Source organism: Paraburkholderia sp. RL17-381-BIF-C, from assembly GCF_046026435.1.
Lineage (GTDB): Bacteria > Pseudomonadota > Gammaproteobacteria > Burkholderiales > Burkholderiaceae > Paraburkholderia.
In genome coordinates, this window is record NZ_JARESX010000002.1 from 72,945 (window position 1) to 90,332 (window position 17,388).

9 protein-coding genes are annotated in these 17,388 nt (G+C 66.1%); 7 read left to right on the top strand and 2 right to left on the bottom strand.

From position 1 onward, the window contains the following. Window positions 1–24 precede the first annotated feature (24 nt). Together P0D70_RS01900 and P0D70_RS01905 are read right to left on the bottom strand one after the other, a co-directional pair. A complete protein-coding gene (locus P0D70_RS01900; RefSeq protein ID WP_408181986.1) occupies window positions 25–2,370 on the bottom strand; it encodes an EAL domain-containing protein in 2,346 nt (781 codons plus the stop codon). Window positions 2,371–2,484: 114 nt separating this feature from the next. Further along, window positions 2,485–3,636 carry a GGDEF domain-containing protein gene (locus tag P0D70_RS01905; protein ID WP_408181988.1) on the bottom strand — a complete coding sequence of 384 codons (1,152 nt, stop codon included), beginning with the start codon at window positions 3,634–3,636 and terminating at the stop codon, window positions 2,485–2,487. A gap of 571 nt (window positions 3,637–4,207) precedes the next feature. On the opposite strand from P0D70_RS01905, the gene bcsD reads away from it, so the two are divergent. The 7 genes from bcsD to P0D70_RS01940 all read left to right on the top strand — a co-directional run bounded on the left by bcsD (window position 4,208) and on the right by P0D70_RS01940 (window position 17,371). Further along, complete coding sequence (bcsD, locus tag P0D70_RS01910) at window positions 4,208–4,663, top strand: cellulose biosynthesis protein BcsD (RefSeq protein ID WP_408181990.1); 456 nt, start codon at window positions 4,208–4,210, stop codon at window positions 4,661–4,663. A 218-nt stretch (window positions 4,664–4,881) separates the two neighbouring features. Beyond that, complete coding sequence (gene bcsP / locus P0D70_RS01915; RefSeq protein WP_408181992.1) at window positions 4,882–5,856, top strand: cellulose biosynthesis protein BcsP; 975 nt, start codon at window positions 4,882–4,884, stop codon at window positions 5,854–5,856. Beyond that, window positions 5,853–6,641, top strand: coding sequence for a cellulose biosynthesis protein BcsQ (gene bcsQ / locus P0D70_RS01920; RefSeq protein WP_091802461.1), 789 nt, complete (start codon window positions 5,853–5,855; stop codon window positions 6,639–6,641). The genes bcsP and bcsQ overlap by 4 nt, the downstream gene beginning before the upstream one ends. Further along, window positions 6,638–8,842 (top strand): UDP-forming cellulose synthase catalytic subunit, encoded by a 2,205-nt coding sequence (gene bcsA / locus P0D70_RS01925; protein WP_091802463.1) that lies wholly within the window; start codon window positions 6,638–6,640, stop codon window positions 8,840–8,842. Before bcsQ ends, bcsA begins: the two co-directional genes overlap by 4 nt. Before the next feature lie 3 nt (window positions 8,843–8,845). Beyond that, window positions 8,846–11,416, top strand: coding sequence for a cellulose biosynthesis cyclic di-GMP-binding regulatory protein BcsB (gene bcsB / locus P0D70_RS01930; protein WP_408181996.1), 2,571 nt, complete (start codon window positions 8,846–8,848; stop codon window positions 11,414–11,416). 10 nt (window positions 11,417–11,426) lie between these two features. Then, a complete protein-coding gene (gene bcsZ, locus P0D70_RS01935) occupies window positions 11,427–12,608 on the top strand; it encodes a cellulose synthase complex periplasmic endoglucanase BcsZ (protein ID WP_408181998.1) in 1,182 nt (393 codons plus the stop codon). Continuing rightward, the gene (locus P0D70_RS01940) at window positions 12,599–17,371 is read left to right on the top strand and encodes a cellulose synthase subunit BcsC-related outer membrane protein (RefSeq protein ID WP_408182001.1); all 4,773 of its coding nucleotides are present in this window, start codon (window positions 12,599–12,601) and stop codon (window positions 17,369–17,371) included. The genes bcsZ and P0D70_RS01940 overlap by 10 nt, the downstream gene beginning before the upstream one ends. The last annotated feature ends 17 nt before the right edge of the window (window positions 17,372–17,388 follow it).

Consider the following 17,388-nt stretch of genomic DNA (forward strand, 5'->3'; position numbering starts at 1 on the left):
TAGCCCGCGGCGGGAGAATACGCGCTACTCCCTCGCGGGCCACGGCAACCCCAGCGCCGACCAATCCAGCTCCACGCCGATCACGGAGCGCCCAGCAGCGAACTGCAACGCCAGCGTCACCGCGATACACGGCCTGCCGCTCGCGAGCGAAAGATAAGGATTACTGGCAACCGCGACGCCCGGCAACAGCACCGCATTGCGGAAATACGGGCGATGGTCCCAGCGCGCATCGCGCGGATTCGCCACGGGGTGCAGCGAGGCGCCGTCACTGCGCGAGGCTGGCCCCGGCACTTCCAGACCGACCTGCCTGCCCGAGTCGTCGAGAATGAAACAGCTGATGCACCGGTCGAACCTGGCCAGCGAGGCGAACGCCTCTTCCATGGCCACGCCGGCCAGCAACGCATCGGCGGCGACGCGCAAGGCGGCCCGGTAAGGCTCCACTTCGGATTCGAACAACGCATGCTGATGCGCGCGGCCATGCGCGATGACATCGAAAGCCTCGTCGATGCGCCGATGCACCGACTCCGGCCGCGCAATTTCCGCAGCCGGCCGGCCCAGCAGATAACCCTGCGCGAAATCCACATTCGATTCCACGGCGAGAATCAGTTCCTCGGTGGTCTCCACGCCTTCGACAACCACCAGCATGCCCGCCTGATGCAGCAGCGAAACGAGCTTCGGCAGAATCGGCTGCTCGGTGCCGTGGCTCGTCGCGCGAATCAGTTCGCCGTCGAGCTTGACCAGGTCCGGGCGGATTCTGAACAGCCGGTCGAGATTCGACTGACCCGCGCCGAAATCGTCGACGGCGATCAGAAAGCCGTATTCGCGGTACAACGCCGCCGCCCGCGACATGTCGTCGACGCTGCCGCCGTGCGATTCGAGAATCTCCAGAATCACCCGTTCAGGTTCGAGCCCCACGCCCCGCACGATCTTCGCCAGTTGATCCGCATAACCTTCGGCGATGAACGTGGCCGGCAGAATGTTGAGGAAGAGCCACGCGTCCTCGGGCAGCGATCCGCGCGCATTGGCCAGATGCACGGTGTGACTCGCACGGTCGAGCGCGCCTTCGTCGCTGGAAGGCCTCGGCGCGAACAGCACCGCGGGCGGCACCAGCGTGCCGTCGCCCTGCTCGCCGCGCAGCAAGGCCTCGAAGCCCACCTGCTTCTGATGCGACAGGCTGTAGAGCGGCTGAAAATGCGAGGTGAGGTAGTAATCCTCCCATCGGTGCCGCCGGACCGCCGCCCCACCCTCGCCCACTGCGTCCTCGCCAAGCCGGTGCAGCGCGTCGCGCGGCAGCGCGCGCTCGGCGCACACGCGGTTTCTGCCGGAGTGCTTGGCGCGCAGCAGGGCTTCGTCGGCGCGATCGAGCAGCATCATGATGGTTTCGCCGCCGCGATGCTCGGCTACGCCGAAGCTCGCGGTCAGACGGCCGTCCGGCCGCTCGATCGCGGCAATCGCGAGACGCAGCCGTTCGGCCAGATGGAGCGCGCCGGTCAGCCCGTCGCGCAGCAGCAGCGCGAATTCCTCGCCGCCGATCCGGCTCACGCTGTCGTCCGCGGAGGCCTCTTCCATCAGCGCCTGGGCAACCTGATAAAGCGCGTGGTCGCCGACCGCATGGCCGAAGCGGTCGTTCAGGGACTTGAAGTTGTCGATGTCGAGAAAGATCGCGCTGATCCGCGTGCCCGGCGCGAGGGTGTCGAGACGGCGCTCAGCCTGCGTGACGAAGGCACGGCGGTTTTGCAGGCCGGTCAGCGGGTCGGTCGCCGCGAGTTGGGCGAGCTGGCTTTCGAGCAGAAAGTGGTTGCGGCGAAACCGGTAGAAGCCGAAGTGAAACACAGCGGAAGCCGGCGCGGCGAGCGCCGCCATCCACATCCACACCACGACGCCGACATCATGCGCAAGCGGCTCGCCGAACAATAGCGTGACAGCCGTCGCATAGAAAAGCGCGGTGCCGGCGATGTAATGCGTGGGCGTGAGCCACAGCGGCGCGGCGCAGACCGGTATCACGATCATCGCCGGCAGCGCCCACAACAGCGGTTGCGCGACACCGGCGATGTTCATGGCGAGGCCCGCCACCAATACCTGCGAGTAAGCGACGCCTATCAGGCCGAATACCCAGGTCGAGTTCGCACGCGGAATCGCCAGCACCAGCAACGCGAGCGGCAGCGCGCACGCGAGCCGGTACGCGAGCGGCGCAGCCGGGCCATCGACCAGATTGCGCGCTCCGATGAAGCACAGGAACGCGACCACCGTGAACGCCATGATCACGGTGGAAAGCGGACGCTGGTGCTCGAGCGAGCGCCGGTGGAAGCGATCGCGTAGACCGGCATCGGACGGGTGGTGCGTCGACGTGGAAAGCGTATTGATGGGCATCAGCCTGGTTCCGATCACTCTGCCATTGGTTATCGGCTTACATCTGACAAATATTTATGCCTTGCGCACAAATAGCGCCGCAAATTCTCCATCCCGGCCCCGGCCCGTCACGCCCTACGCGGTCATCACCCGATCGCGGCCCGACGCCTTGGCGGCGTACAGCGCGCCATCGGCCCGCGCCATCAACTGGGCGAGCGACTCGTCACCCCGAAGCCTGTCCACGCCGACACTGAACGTGTAGCGCAGCCCGCGCGGCCGCTCGTGCGGCGCGATGGCGGCAAGGCGGGTCCGCAGCCGGTCCAGCAGGCTCACCGCCTCGGCGGCGGTGGTGGCCGGGCACAGCACGCCGAATTCCTCGCCGCCCAGCCGGCCGAACACGTCGCCCGCCCGCAGGTTGCGCGCGACGAACGTCGCGAAGTGGCTCAGCACCTGATCGCCGGCCGCGTGGCCGTGTTGGTCGTTGACGGCCTTGAAGGAGTCGATGTCGATGATCGCCATTGCCAACGGCGAGCGGCTTCGCCGCGACGCGTCCAGCAGCGCGGCGCCGGCCGCCAGAAACGCGCGGCGCGACAGCGCGCCGGTCAGGTCATCGATATTGGCAAGCCGTTCGAGCCGTTCCGCGAGACGGTCGTGCGCGAGCATCACGACGCCAATCGAAAGGCACGGCGACGCCAGAATCCCGAGCGCGAGAAACAGGACGTTGGACGGCGAGACCTGCAGCAGGCTGGTCTGCGTCATCCAGCCGAGGCCGTACATGAACCCGCGCGCAGTATGCGCGGCAAACAGGAGTAGCGCCGCCCCGGCGACGAAGAAATAGCTGTAGCGCGGCCGGTTAGAAGGACGCCCACGCAGCATGAGGACGGCGAGCGTGACGCAAAGGCTCGCGTGATACGCCGACACCAACGCGACACGCGCGTTGAAGCTCGGCGCGGCGAAGGTCCAGTACGAAATGCCGAACAGCACCGCGACGAGGCCGAGGTAGGCCGGCCAGGGGCGCGTGCGCCGCCCCAGAAAGCGCAGGCAACCTTCCACCACCAGCAGCAGCGAAGCCGCCATCAGGACGTTGGACGCCACCAGGGTCAGCCACTGCGACGCATGCGCATGCCCTTGCAAGGCGAAAGCGAGGAGCGCGACGATCGCTGCGGCGTTGGCCGACAGCCAATAGCCGACGCCGGGAATTGCCGCGCGCCATAACGATCCGAGCACGGCGATTGCCATGACGCCCGACAGAACGGTAACGAGAAGAATGCTAAGTGGATTGAACATTTGCAGCGAATGAATCGAACGGCATCGTGACGACGTGCCACTGAGGTGCCACTGAGGTGCCACCCACGAGCTAGGTGCACGCAGCGAGACACAAGTCCGCAAGCTTAACGGGCGCGGGCAAAACCTGGAGTATGAAAGCAAATGGAAAGATTCGGGAAGATTGCCGGCGAGATCGATTCGGCGAAGCTGCACGAGGCGCGAAACGTTGCATTTACCACGAAACGAAACAGCTCAATCACGCGACGAATCAAGCCGTTAATGCAGACATCAGGGACGCAATTTTACCGGGCATCGTTGGCCGCGCGGCAAACAGCCAATTCAAGCAGCAAGATTTACCCGTTGATCCGCATCCATCGCAATCGAATCCGCGTATACGCAGACGAATGGAGAGTGGTTAAATCTTAATGTCTTAAGTAGACTGCTTCGGAGTGTGGTGAACGGACTAGACAGCCCGAGGAAAGTAACCTAGGCCGGATGCAATACGCGATTTCCCGATAACACTTTTTCTTTGCGCTCGGCCGTGAGCGGCCGATTTCAAGCGGCTCGAAGCAACGGCCATTTCCCGGAAAACATGGTTCCAATTCTCGATTACCTGCTGGAACGCCAAATCTCGCCGCAGTGGCGCGGCATGCTCACCGCGTTGGCAAGCGAGTTCGAAGCGCAGATCAGTCGCGACGAACTGCGCCAACTGATGCATCGCGTCGGCACCCGGTTCGCGGCGGCGCATCCGCTGCCCGCCTGCGACTCGACCGCCGAACTCGCGCGCACCTTGAACCTGTACTGGCATGAGATGGACTGGGGCTACGTCGAATTGGCGGACGAACCCGAGTCGCTGCGCATCGTTCACTATTGCGCGCCGTTGCCGGCGTTCGGTGGCAACGCGCTCGCATGGACGCCGGCGTTTCTCGAAGGCGTCTATCAGACCTGGTTGAGTGCGTTGGGCGCGCAAGGTTTGTCGGTGGCGCAAACGAGTGGGTATAGCGAGGACACCGCGATCGAATTTCGTCTTGGCCGTCATCCTGTTTGAACGGGATGGGCGGCGCACCGTGATGTGGTTGCTGCGGGCGCGTAGCGAACAGGCGAAGCAGCACAGGCAAGACCGAGCAACACCAGGCAACAGCAGGCAGTAGAGAAACGCGCCAGACCGGTGCGCGTGAAGTAGCGGGACAGGCAGTCCCGTGTTATAGCGCCGCGAACACAAGTTGGGATCGGGGCAAGGCTAGTCATGAACAAGACGGCGGCACTATGAGTTCATCGAGCGACATCGAGAAACTTTTCGATCATTTTGGCGGCGACGCCAACGCGTACCAGGAAATCGGCCGCGAAAACGAGGCGCGCTCGGCGCGCACCCGTTGGCCACTATTAGTCACGCTCGATCTGACCCAACCGACGATTCCCGCAATCGGGCAGCGTCGCGAGGTCAAGCCTCAGTCACCGGTGGCCGCGTCACCGGTGGCTGTCGATCGTCAGGACACCACACCAAAAGATGCAGCGTCCGTGACGCGCGCCAAAGCGCCGTTATTCACGCGATCGCATCGGCGGGATATTCCGCCGGTAGCTGTCGCCGCTCCGGCTAGCACGCAGAGAGGCGCGTCACGCTTTGGCGAACTCGAATCGAAAGATGATGCGGCGCCGCTGGCGGTGGCCGGCGCTGCGCGAGTGGGCACGGTGGCTGCGCAAGCATCGCCGGCCGCGTTCGTGGCTCCGGTTTCTGTGGCTCCGGTTTCTGTAGCTCCGGTTTCCGCGGCTCCGGTTTCTGAAGCTCCGGTTTCTGTAGCTCCGATTTCTGCAGATCCGGTTTCTGCTGCACCTGCTTCCGCATTCCCCGCTTCCGTGCCTCCCGTCATCGCCTTGCGCACACCGATCGCGCAAACGATTCCGTCCGTCGCCCCCAGTTGGGCACATGCGCCGGCACCGGTGCGCGCTCACACGAGCGCGCCGTTAGCACCATCAGCACCATCGACGCTGCTGGCAGCAACCGCACCCGCCGCGCCGACGCAACAAGCTGCTTCGATCCTCGGCAAGCTTTTCGCGCCGGAACCCGAACCCACGCCGCCGCAACCCGACGCGGCCAGCGGCGAGTCCGCGCCCCTGCAAGGCATCTTCGACCGTCTGCGCGGGGCCCCCGCGCAAACGGCCGCGCCTCCCGCCGGCGCTACGTCTGCCGCTGCGCCCCGCACCTCCAACTCGTGGCTGGTCAACGGCCCTCGTCGCTCATGAAAGTCATCGCGGTGGTGTCCGCCAAAGGCGGGGTCGGCAAGACCACCCTCGCCGCCAACCTCGCTTCCGTGCTGGCCGCGAGCGGCCGGCGTGTGATCGCGCTCGACCTCGACCCGCAGAACGCGCTGCGCCTGCACTTCGGCGTGCCGCTCGACAGCATCGACGGTTTGTCGCGCGCCACGCTGACGGGCGACCCGTGGCAGAGCGTGATGTTCGACGGCGTGGACGGCGTGACGGTGCTGCCTTACGGCGCGGTGCTCGAAGACGACCGCCGCCGCTTCGAAGCGTATATCGACCAGGAGCCGCGCTGGCTCGCGCAGTCGCTGCAGAACCTGCACCTCGAAGCGTCCGACATCGTGATCATCGACACGCCGCCGGGTTCGTCGGCGTATGTGCGCACGGCCTTGTGCGCGGCCACCTTCGCGCTGAACGTGGTGCTCGCCGACGCCGCCTCGTACGCCGCGATTCCGCAGATGGAGCGGCTGATCGCAACCTACGCGGCGCCGCGCGCCGAGTTCGGCGGCGACGGCTACGTGATCAACCAGATCGACCAGTCGCGCCAGCTGACCAAAGACGTCCTCAAGGTGCTGCGCCAGATGCTCGGCGCCAAGCTGTTCCCGGGCGTGATCCATCTGGACGAAGGCGTGAGCGAAGCGCTCGCGTGCGACACCACGTTGATTCACTACGATCCGCTCAGCCAGGCGGCCGCCGATTTCCGCGCGTGCGGCACGTGGCTCATGGCGGCCATCGACGCGATCGCCGTCTCGCCGAGGAACGTCGCATGAGCACGACGCCATCGCAGGGTCTCGAGCCGGCGGAACCGTCGCGGCTCGAACGTTTCGTCGACGCGCGCTTCTGGAACAGCCGCATCGTCACGGGACTCGTCACGCTGTTCGCGCTGGTGATGCTGTACTTCGTGTTCACCGTGCCGCTCGCGTTCTACGAACAGTTGACGTTCGCGACCTGCTGTTTCGTCACCGCCCTCATGTTCCGCCGGCTGCAAGGCCGCTACGCGACGATGGTGATGATCATGCTGTCGGTGGTGACTTCAGGCCGCTATATGTACTGGCGGCTGACCGCGACCACCTACTGGGAACATCCGCTCGACGCCGCCTGGGGTCTGCTGCTGGTGTCGGCTGAAGTCTATTCGACCATCGTGCTGCTGCTCGGCTACTTTCAGACCGCCTGGCCGCTCAAGCGCACGCCGATGCCGCTGCCCGCCTCGCGCGCCGAATGGCCGACCGTCGACGTGTTCATTCCGACCTATAACGAGCCGCTCTCGGTGGTGAAGCCGACCATCTACGCCGCGCTCGCACTCGACTATCCGGCCGAGAAGATCTCGATCCACGTGCTCGACGACGGCCGCCGCCCCGAGTTCAAAGCGTTCTGCGAAGAGGTCGGCGTCAACTGGACGATTCGCACGCACAATCGCCACGCCAAGGCCGGCAACATTAACGAAGCATTGAAGATCACCAGCGGCGAATACCTCGCGATCTTCGATTGCGATCACATTCCGACCCGCTCGTTCCTGCAGATCGGCCTCGGCTGGTTCCTGCGCGACAAGCTGCTGTCGATGCTGCAAACGCCGCACCATTTCTTCTCAGCAGACCCGTTCGAGCGCAATCTCGGCACCTTCCGCAAGGTGCCGAACGAAGGCGAGCTGTTCTATGGCCTCGTGCAGGACGGCAACGATCTGTGGAACGCCACGTTCTTCTGCGGCTCGTGCGCGCTGCTGCGCCGGACCATGGTCGAGGAGATCGGCGGCATCGCGGTCGAAACCGTGACCGAAGACGCGCACACCGCCCTCAAGCTGCACCGCCTCGGCTACACCACCGCGTATCTGGCGATTCCGCAAGCCGCGGGGCTCGCCACGGAAAGTCTTTCCGGCCACATCGGCCAGCGGATTCGCTGGGCCCGCGGCATGACGCAGATTTTCCGGATCGACAATCCGCTCACCGGCAAGGGCCTCAAGTTCGGCCAGCGTCTGTGCTATCTGAACGCGATGATGCACTTCTTCTACGGCATCCCGCGTCTGGTGTTCCTGACCGCTCCGCTGTCGTATCTGTTCTTCAACGCGCACGTGATCGAAGCCGCGGCCGGCACGATCGCGATCTACGCGCTGCCGCACATGATGCACGCGAGCATCACCAACTCGCGCATGCAGCGCTCGTTTCGCCATTCGTTCTGGGCCGAAGTGTACGAATCGGTGCTGGCCTCCTACATCACCGCGCCGACCCTGCTTGCGCTGATCAACCCGAAGCTCGGCAAGTTCAACGTGACGGCCAAGGGCGGCCAGATCGAGAAGAACTACTTCGACTGGGCCATCTCGCGCCCGTATCTGTTCCTGCTGCTGCTGAACCTGATCGGCTTCTGCGTGGGCATCGTGCATATCTATTACAACTGGCACATTCGCAGCGTGGTGCAGACCACGATCCTCAATCTCGGCTGGACCACCTACAACATGCTGATTCTCGGCGCGAGCGTGGCCGCCGCGAGCGAGCGCAAGCAGATTCGCGCGGTGCACCGCGTGGCGATGCAGATGCCCGTGATGCTCAAATTCTCGACCGGCCGCACGCTTGCCTGCGAAACCATCGACTACTCTGAAGGCGGCGTCGGCGTGGCGCTGCCCGCCGCGATCCAGGTGCCGATGCACGAGCGCGTGACCGTGTCGCTGTTTCGCGGCGACGAGGAATATGCATTCCCCGCCACGGTCGGCTTCACCGCACCGGGCCGCGTGGGTCTGCGCTTCTCGGCGATGACGCGCGAGCAGGAATACGAGTTCGTCAAGACCACCTTTGCACGTGCCGACGCCTGGACCGGCTGGGCGGAAGGACGGCAGCAGGACACGCCCCTGCGCGGCCTGTCGCATGTGCTGACGGTCGGCGCCCGCGGCATCGCGGGTCTGTTCGAGCATCTCTATGCCGACCTCCGCAGTTCGATGAAAAGCCGTCCAGTGGACGTCAAGAAGCTAAAAACGAAAGACTGATCTATGCGCAACAGGATGGCGAAGGGCAACATCGAACGCTCGATTCACGAGCGCAGTGGGACTGGATCGCAGACGCGCCGCATCGGACGCCCCGGCTCGCATCGGCTGATGCGCGGCCTCGCATGCTGGCTCGCGTTGCAGACGGCATTCGCCGCGCCGCTCGCGTCAGCGGCGGAAGTCGTGGCGGCTGCGGGCGCCAGTTCGGCCGGCGCGATTCAGAGCGCGGCGGGCACCGTGCATGGCGCGCCGGCCACGTCCGCTGCTCCGGTCGCGACCGGTGTCGGTAGCGTGCCCGCGCCGAGTGCCGCGGTGCCCTACGATCCGAACACGATCGCGCAGGCTCAACTGGCCACGCCCACGCCGGCGCTCGCCGCGTCGTCGGTGAAAGCGTTGGGCATCAAAACGCCGACCACCGCAGAGCCGGGCACGCTGGTGCCGGGCGGCCGCCGTCAAACGCTGACCTTCGCCGACCTCGGCGCGCTCGACCCGCTGCAACTGCGCGGCACCGACGGTCAGAACGGCGTGGCGTTCTCCGTGCGCGGCGACGAAGTGGTGACGGGCGCGGTCCTGCACCTGGTCTACAGCTACTCACCCGCACTGCTCGCGAATATCTCGCAGCTCAAGGTGCTGGTGAACGGCGAAGTCGCCGCCACCCTGCCCGTGCCGCACGAGCAGGCCGGCATGCTGGTGGCGCGCGACGTCTCGATCGATCCGCGCTTCATCACCGAATTCAACCACCTGAACGTGCAATTGATCGGCCATTACACGACGAGTTGCGAAGACCCCGCCAACTCCTCGCTGTGGGCGACCGTCAGCAATGCGAGTTCACTCGATCTGACGTATGCGTCGCTCGCCAGCAAGCCGGATCTGGCGGCGCTGCCGCAGCCGTTCTTCGACCGCCGCGACGTGCGCCGTCTCGAGTTGCCGTTCGTGTTCCCGCAAAAGCCGGGTAACGCCACGCTCGAAGCGGGCGGCATCGTGGCGTCGTGGTTCGGCGCGCTCGCCGGTTATCGCGGCGCGGTGTTTCCGGCGCAACTGGACAACGCGCCGCTGTCGGGCAACGCCGTGGTGTTCGCCACCTCGGATCAACGTCCGGCCGGTATCACGATTCCGGCGATTTCCGGCCCGACCATCGCCGTGGTCGATCGCGAAGCGCCGGCGCGCGGCAAGCTGCTGCTCGTGCTCGGGCGCACCGAGGCCGAACTGAAAACCGCCGCGAAGTCGCTCGGCATCGGCCAGAACACCTTGACCGGCCAGAGCGCGACGATCACGCAGCTAAATGAACTCACGCCACGCGCGCCGTACGACGCGCCGAACTGGCTGCCTACCAACCGTCCGGTGCATTTCGGCGAACTCGCCGATCCGCGCGATCTGACCGTGTCCGGCTACGACGCCGACGCCGTGCACGTGAATCTGCGCGTGCCGCCCGATCTGTTCATGTGGCACACCAAGGGCGCGCCGATCGATCTACGCTACCGCTACACGGTACGTCCGCTGCGCGATCGTTCTTCGCTGAACGTGAGCGTGAACAACGGCTTCGTGCAGGCGCTGCCGATTCCGGCCGAATCCGCCTCGGTGTTCGAGCTGAGCCATTACTTCGGCCGCGTGTTACCGGACAAGACCGCCGAAGCGCGCCGCACCGTGCATATTCCGCCGCTGCTGCTGACGCCGCGCGCGCAGGTGCGCCTGCACTTCTACTACGACATTCCGAATACCGGCGAATGTCACGGGCGTCTGCTCGACAACGTGGTCGGCGCGATCGACCCGAACTCGACGATCGACCTCTCGTCGTTCCCGCACTACATGGCGCTGCCCGATCTGGCCGCGTTCGCCAATAGCGGCTTCCCGTTCACGCGCATGGCGGACCTCTCCGAGACCGCGGTGATCCTGCCGAACGACGCCGATTCGAGCGACTACAGCCTGTACCTGCTGACCATGGGCCGGATGGGCACCTCCACCGGTTATCCGGTCATGGGCGTGACGGTCGGCACCGCCGACGACGCCGACAAGTTCGCCAACAAGGACCTGCTGATTTTCGGCGCGCCGGGCAAGCAACCGCTGCTGCAGCGCTGGGCGAAGTCGATGCCGTTCTCCAGCGACGGCGACTCGCGCACCTTCCAGCTCTCCGACATCGCCTTCAAACTCGAGGACTGGTGGCATGGCGAACGCGGCGTCGAGCGCACACCCGCGCGCGCCGATCTGACGCTGGTGAGTTCGAACGGCGACGCGCTGCTGACCGGTTTCGAATCGCCGCTGCAGAAGAACCGCAGCGCCGTCGCACTGGTGAGCGCGGCCGGGCAGTCGGACGCGGACCTGTCCGCGGCGCTGCTCGACGCCGACGTGCTGCCGCAGATTCAAGGCGCGATGGCCGTGATCCACGGCCGCACCGTCACCATCACCTCGAACGGCGAAGCGTATTACGTCGGCCACCTGTCGCCGCAGGAGTATCTGCGCTGGGCGCTGTCGTCGCATCCGTTGCTGTTGATGCTGGGCGGCGTGCTCGCCGCGCTGATCATCGCGGGCCTGTTCTACCGGACGCTGCGCTCGATCGCCGCGCGCCGCCTGAAGGACTAATAGGATTGATATGCGGGTTCGAATCAACAAGACAATCGGCCTCGCGCTGACGCTCGGGCTGGCGGCGTCGGCGAGTTTCGGCAATATCGTGAAAGTGGCGCAGAGCACCGCCGCACCCGGCGTGTGCGGCGACTGGAGCGGTTATCGCGCGTTCGTCGAACGCTTCGTGCAGGCCGACGGCCGCGTGATCGACTACTCCACGCCGACCCAGCAAACCACCTCCGAAGGCCAGTCGTACGCGCTCTTCTTCGCGCTGGTCGCCAACGACCGCGCCACCTTCGACCGCCTGCTCGGCTGGACCCGCAGCAATCTCGCGGGCAATCAGTTCGACGCGCAAAACATGCGGCTGCCGTCGTGGCTATGGGGCAGAAAAACGGACGGCTCGTACGGCGTGCTCGATCCGAATTCCGCCTCGGACTCCGACTTGTGGATCGCCTACGATCTGCTGCAAGCGGGCCGGCTGTGGCACGAAGCGGGTTATACGCAATTGGGCGAGGCGCTCGCCGCGCAGATCGCGCGTCAGGAAATAACCACGCTGCCGGGCGTCGGGCCAATGCTGCTGCCCGGGCCGCAAGGCTTCAAAAATGGCGGCGTGACGCGCCTGAATCCGAGCTATCTGCCGCTGCCGGTGCTGCGCGCGCTCGCGCACGAGATGCCGAACGGCCCGTGGGGCAAGCTCGCCGAGAGCGCGTACAAGCTCGTCAAGACCACCGCGCCGCAAGGCTTCGCGCCCGACTGGGCGGCCTGGCAGAACGGCCAGTTCGTGGTCGATCCGAAAAACGGCGACACCGGCAGTTACGACGCGATCCGCGTCTATCTGTGGGCCGGTCTCGCCTCGCCGGCCGATCCGCTCGCCAAACCGTGGCTCGCGGCGCTCGGCGGCATGCGCGCGCGCGTCGCGCAAACCGGCATTCCGCCCGAGAAGGTCTCATCGACCACCGGCGCGGCGAGCGGCGAAGGACCGCTCAGCTACTGGGGTGCGCTAGCGCCGTATTTCAAGGCGCTCGGCGACGAGCACGGGCTCGGCCTCGCGCGCACGCATCTCGCCGCGCTCGACGCCGCCGTGCCGGGCCGCGAACCGGTTTACTACGATCGTGTGCTGGGCTTGTTCGGCACGGGTTTCATCGACGGCCGCTATCGTTTCGACGAATCCGGACGTCTCGTGCCGAGTTGGAGAAACGCATGCGATTGAGCGCCCTCGCGTTGTCATTGCGCTTCGCGCTCAGCCTCACCGCCGTCTGCTGCGTGGCGACGGTTTCGCCCGACGCGCTGGCGCAGGCGTCGAAAGATCCGTTGAACGTGCTGATCGATCAGGGCAAGTACTGGCAATCGCATCAGCGTGGCGACCTCGCCGAGCAGGCATGGCTGAAGGTGCTGCGCATCGACCCCAAGCAACCCGATGCGCTGTTCGGCATGGGCATGGTGCTCGCCGACCGCAAGGACGGCGCGGGCGCGCAGCAATACCTGGCGCGCCTGAAGGCTGTCGCGCCGAACTATCCGAATCTGGATGAGCTCGGCCGGCGCCTGGGTGAATCGAGCCTGCGCGACCAGACCGTGAACGACGCGCGGCGGCTCGCGCAAAGCGGTCAGAGCGCGAGCGCCGTGCAGGAATATCAGCGCGCGCTGACCGGCAAACCGGCCACGCCCGAATTGCAGCTCGAGTACTACCAGGCGCTCTCGGCCACGCCGCAAGGCTGGGATCAGGCGCGCCGCGGTCTCGAACAGCTCGCGCGCGACAACCCCGACGATCCGCGTTACGCCCTCGCCTACGCGCAGCATCTGACCTATCGCGACGTGACGCGCCGCGACGGTATCGCGCGGCTGCAAAAGCTGGCGGGCGACAGCACGGTCGGCGCGTCGGCGAAAAAAAGCTGGCGCCAGGCGCTGTTGTGGCTGGACGCGCGGCCCTCCGACGCCGCCCTCTATCAAGCCTATCTGCAAACCGCGACCGACGACGCCGCCGTCAAGGCGCGCTTCGATTCGATGGTTCAGCAGGACAGCGCGGCCCGTGCGCGCTCGCAGGAAAACGCCGCCGTCGACGCGCGCGGCCGCACGATCGCCGACGGTTTCGCCGCGCTCGATCGCAACGACGTGACCACGGCGCGCACGAAGTTTTCCTCGGTGCTCGCCACGAGTCCGAACGACACCGATGCGCTCGGCGGCATGGGCATCGCCGCGTTGAAGCAGGAGCGTTTCGCCGAAGCCCGCAATTACCTGGAGCGCGCGTCGCGCAACGGCAATCCGGCGCGCTGGAAAACCGCGCTCGACAGCGCGAGCTACTGGACCTATACGAGCGACGCGATCGGCGCGCGCAGCAACGGCGAGTTCGCGAAGGCGAAGTCGCTGTTCGAGCGCGCAATCGCGCTGAATCCGTCGGATGTCACCGCACAGGTCCTGCTCGGCGAAATGCTGCTCGCCAACGGCGACCCGGTTGGCGCGGAGCAGGCCTACCGGATGGCGCTGCGCCGTCAGGCCGACAACCCGGACGCGGTGCGCGGCCTCGTCGGCGCGCTCGCCGCGCAAGGCCGCGGCGACGAGGCGCTGCAATTCGCCAATCAGCTGAACGCCGAACAGCAATCGAAGGCCGGCGGCATCAACCGTCTACGTGGCGAAGCGCAGGCTGCGCAAGCGCGTGCCGCCGAAGCGCGCGGCGATCTCGGCAACGCGCGCAGCCTCTTCGAAGACGCGCTGCTGAATACGCCCGACGACCCGTGGCTGCGGCTCGACCTCGCGCGCATCTACGTGCGCCAGGGCGCGGTCGCCAACGCGCGCAGCATGATGGACGGCTTGCTCGCCGCGCATCCCGACATGACCGACGCGCTGTACGCGAGCGCCTTGCTGTCCGCGGAAACGCAGGAGTGGTCGGCGGGTCTCGCGCAACTCGAGCGCATTCCGGTCGCACAGCGCACCGACGCGATGACGACCTTGCAGCACCGCTTGTGGGTGCATCAACAGGCCGATCTCGCCACGCGCATGGCGCGCAGCGGCCAGACGCAACAGGCGCTCGCCACGTTGCGGGCCGCGGAGCCGGTCGCGGGCAACAGTGCCGAACTGATCGGCGTGATCGCCGCCGCCTACAGCCAGGCCGGCGACCCGAACCGCGCGCTCGGACTCGTGCGCGCCGCCATGAACGCGGCGCCCGGCAACACCGATTTGCTGCTGCAATACGCGGGTATTCTGTCGGCCACGCAGCAGGAAGCCGAACTCGGCATGGTGATGCGCCGGCTCGCAGCGATGCAGTTGACGCCGCAGCAACGCACCGACTTCGGCAACCTGAATCTCGGCATCGTCATCAAGCAGTGCGACGCGGTGCGTCAGCGCGGCGACCTGGCCAGCGCCTACGACGTGATCGCGCCGTGGCTCGCGGCCATGCCCGACAATCCCGATCTGCAAGCCGCGCTCGGCCGCCTTTATTCGAGTGCCGGCGACGACCGCAACGCGGTCGCGAGCTATCGCGTCGCGCTGCAACGCAAGCCCGACGGTCTGAATCTGCTGCAAGCGACTATTTCCGCCGCGGCCGGCGCAAAGCAGTTCAGCTACGCCGAGTCGCTCGCGAAGCAGGCCTTGAACGCGGCACCAGGCGATCCTGCCGTGCTGGCCACCGTCGGCCGCATGTATCGCGCAGAAGGCAAGCTGTCGCTCGCGTCGACTTATCTGCAACGTTCGCTCGTGGCCGCCAACACGCCGCTGATGGCCAACGCCCCGCGCAACCCGGCGAGCAACGTGCCGCGCGGCTGGGAAGTGGCAATGCGGCGGATCGGCGCGACGCCGCTGCCGGGCACCAATCCCTTCGAGGGCAAGACCGCCACCGTCACGCCGACCGACGCCGACAACGCCGCGCTTGCCGGCGGCAGCTACAACGCCGCGCGCGCAGCGCTCCCGTATTCGCAGTCTTCCTTGCCGACACAGACCGTGCCGAACTATCCGCCGCCTACGCAACCCGCGCCTTACGTCGCGCCTTATACTTCGCCCGCGCAGCCTTATGCGCCTGGCTCGGCGCCCGCTACCCTTCCGTATAACGCGCCGCGTCCGGCCGGCGGGTCGGGTGGCAACTCGGGCGGCTATGGTCAGGAAGCCTACGGGTCCAGCCAGTCGGGCGCGCCGTTGCAGCCTTATCCCGGTCAAGGCCAGCAGCCGATGCAGGCGCAAGCGCCGCAGATGCAGCAGACACCGCAGCAGTACAACCCGGGTTATCCGCAGCAGGCGCCTTATGCGCAGCAGGGCCCTTACGCGCAGCAGCCGCAATACGGCGCGCCGGATGGTTATGCAGCCACGCCGTGGCCGATGTCGCCGGCCGCGCGCGAAGCGCAGGCCAACGCCGGTTCAATGCAGGCGCAACCTTATGGCGCGCCGGGCACGGGTACAAGCACGAAACGCGCGGCCAGCAAGAAGCAAAGCGCGTCGAAAAATACCCGCAACGCGCCCGCCTACGCGCAGGCGCCGTATGGACAACAGCAAGGCTATCCGCAGCCACAGCAGCCCTACTACGGCCAGCCGGCCTATCCCCAGCAGCAGCAACAGCAGGGCTACGCGCAGCAACCTTATCAACCGTATCCGCCGCAGCAGCAGGCCTACGCGAATCAGGGCTATTACGCGCAGCAGCAACAGCAGCCATACATTCCGCAGCCGCCCACCGGTTATGCGCAGCCGTACTACCCAGCGCAACCCGGCGCGAACGGCGCGGGCAATGGCAACGCTTATGCGCCGTCGAACGTGGCGAACGCGCAAACGCTCGGCGTCGCGGAAGAGCTCGCGCAGGTCAACCGCGAGCAGTCGAGCACGATATCGGGCGGCATCGTGTTCCGTAACCGCACCGGCGAGGACGGCCTGTCCAACCTCACCGACATCGAAGCGCCCGTTCAGGGGCGCATCAAGGCGGGCAACGGCCATATCGTCGTCACGGCAACGCCTGTCACGCTCGACGCTGGCAGCGCAGCCGCCAATGTGTCGACGCTCGCGCGCTTCGGCTCGGGGCTATCCAGCGATGCATCCAAAGCAGCCGCCCAGGCGGGCAACAACACGTACGGCAGCCAGACGGCGAATGGCGTGGGCCTGTCGGTCGGCTACGAAGGCCGCAGCCTCAGCGGCGATATCGGCGTGACGCCGATCGGTTTCCGCGAGACGAACATCGTGGGCGGCGCCCAATACAACGGCGGCATCACCGACAAGGTGTCGTATTCGCTCGCCGTCGCGCGCCGCGCGGTGACCGACAGCCTCTTGTCCTACGCCGGCGCGCGCGACTCCGGCTCAGGCCTCGAATGGGGCGGCGTCACCTCGAATGGCGGGCTCGCCAGCCTCGCCTGGGACGACGGCACGAACGGCCTGTACGTAAACGGTTCCTTTCAGTACTACGATGGCAACCACGTGCCGAGCAATACCGCCATCAAAGGCGGCGGCGGCGTCTACACGCGTCTGCTGAAAGACGCCGATCAGACGCTCACGATCGGCGTGAATACGACGCTGATGGGCTACAACAAGAATCTGTCGTACTTCACGTACGGCCAGGGCGGCTACTTCAGCCCGCAACAATACGTGATCCTGAACTTGCCGATCGAATGGACCGGGCGTAACGGCGCGTTCACCTACGACGTGAAGGGTTCGATCGGCGTACAGCATTACCGTGAGGACGCGTCGAATTACTTCCCGCTCAACGACGGCTCCAACCGCCAGAGCACGGCGGCGAACAGCGCGGATTCCATCGGCACCAGTGTGCAGAGCGGCGCGCAGTACCCGGGCCAAAGCAAGACCGGCGTGTCGTATTCGCTCAGCGCCGTGGGCGAATATCAACTGGCTCCGCAACTGGCGTTCGGAGCGACTGCTTCGCTCGGCAATGCTTATGAATATCGCGAGTGGCTCGCGGCGGTTTATGTGAGGTACAGCTTCAGCAAGCAGACGGGCTTGCAGCCGTTCCCGCCCACGCCGCTCGTCTCGCCGTATGTGTCGTTGTCGAACTGAGGTTGGCTTGACCTCGT

Bases quoted from the DNA above. Each gene is read 5' to 3' on its own strand.
- bcsQ (WP_091802461.1), top strand. From the start codon at position 5,853: ATGAAAGTCATCGCGGTGGTGTCCGCCAAAGGCGGGGTCGGCAAGACC.
- bcsB (WP_408181996.1), top strand. From the start codon at position 8,846: ATGCGCAACAGGATGGCGAAGGGCAACATCGAACGCTCGATTCACGAG.
- bcsD (WP_408181990.1), top strand. From the start codon at position 4,208: ATGGTTCCAATTCTCGATTACCTGCTGGAACGCCAAATCTCGCCGCAG.
- bcsP (WP_408181992.1), top strand. From the start codon at position 4,882: ATGAGTTCATCGAGCGACATCGAGAAACTTTTCGATCATTTTGGCGGC.
- bcsA (WP_091802463.1), top strand. From the start codon at position 6,638: ATGAGCACGACGCCATCGCAGGGTCTCGAGCCGGCGGAACCGTCGCGG.
- P0D70_RS01940 (WP_408182001.1), top strand. From the start codon at position 12,599: ATGCGATTGAGCGCCCTCGCGTTGTCATTGCGCTTCGCGCTCAGCCTC.
- P0D70_RS01905 (WP_408181988.1), bottom strand. From the start codon at position 3,636: ATGTTCAATCCACTTAGCATTCTTCTCGTTACCGTTCTGTCGGGCGTC.
- bcsZ (WP_408181998.1), top strand. From the start codon at position 11,427: ATGCGGGTTCGAATCAACAAGACAATCGGCCTCGCGCTGACGCTCGGG.
- P0D70_RS01900 (WP_408181986.1), bottom strand. From the start codon at position 2,370: ATGCCCATCAATACGCTTTCCACGTCGACGCACCACCCGTCCGATGCC.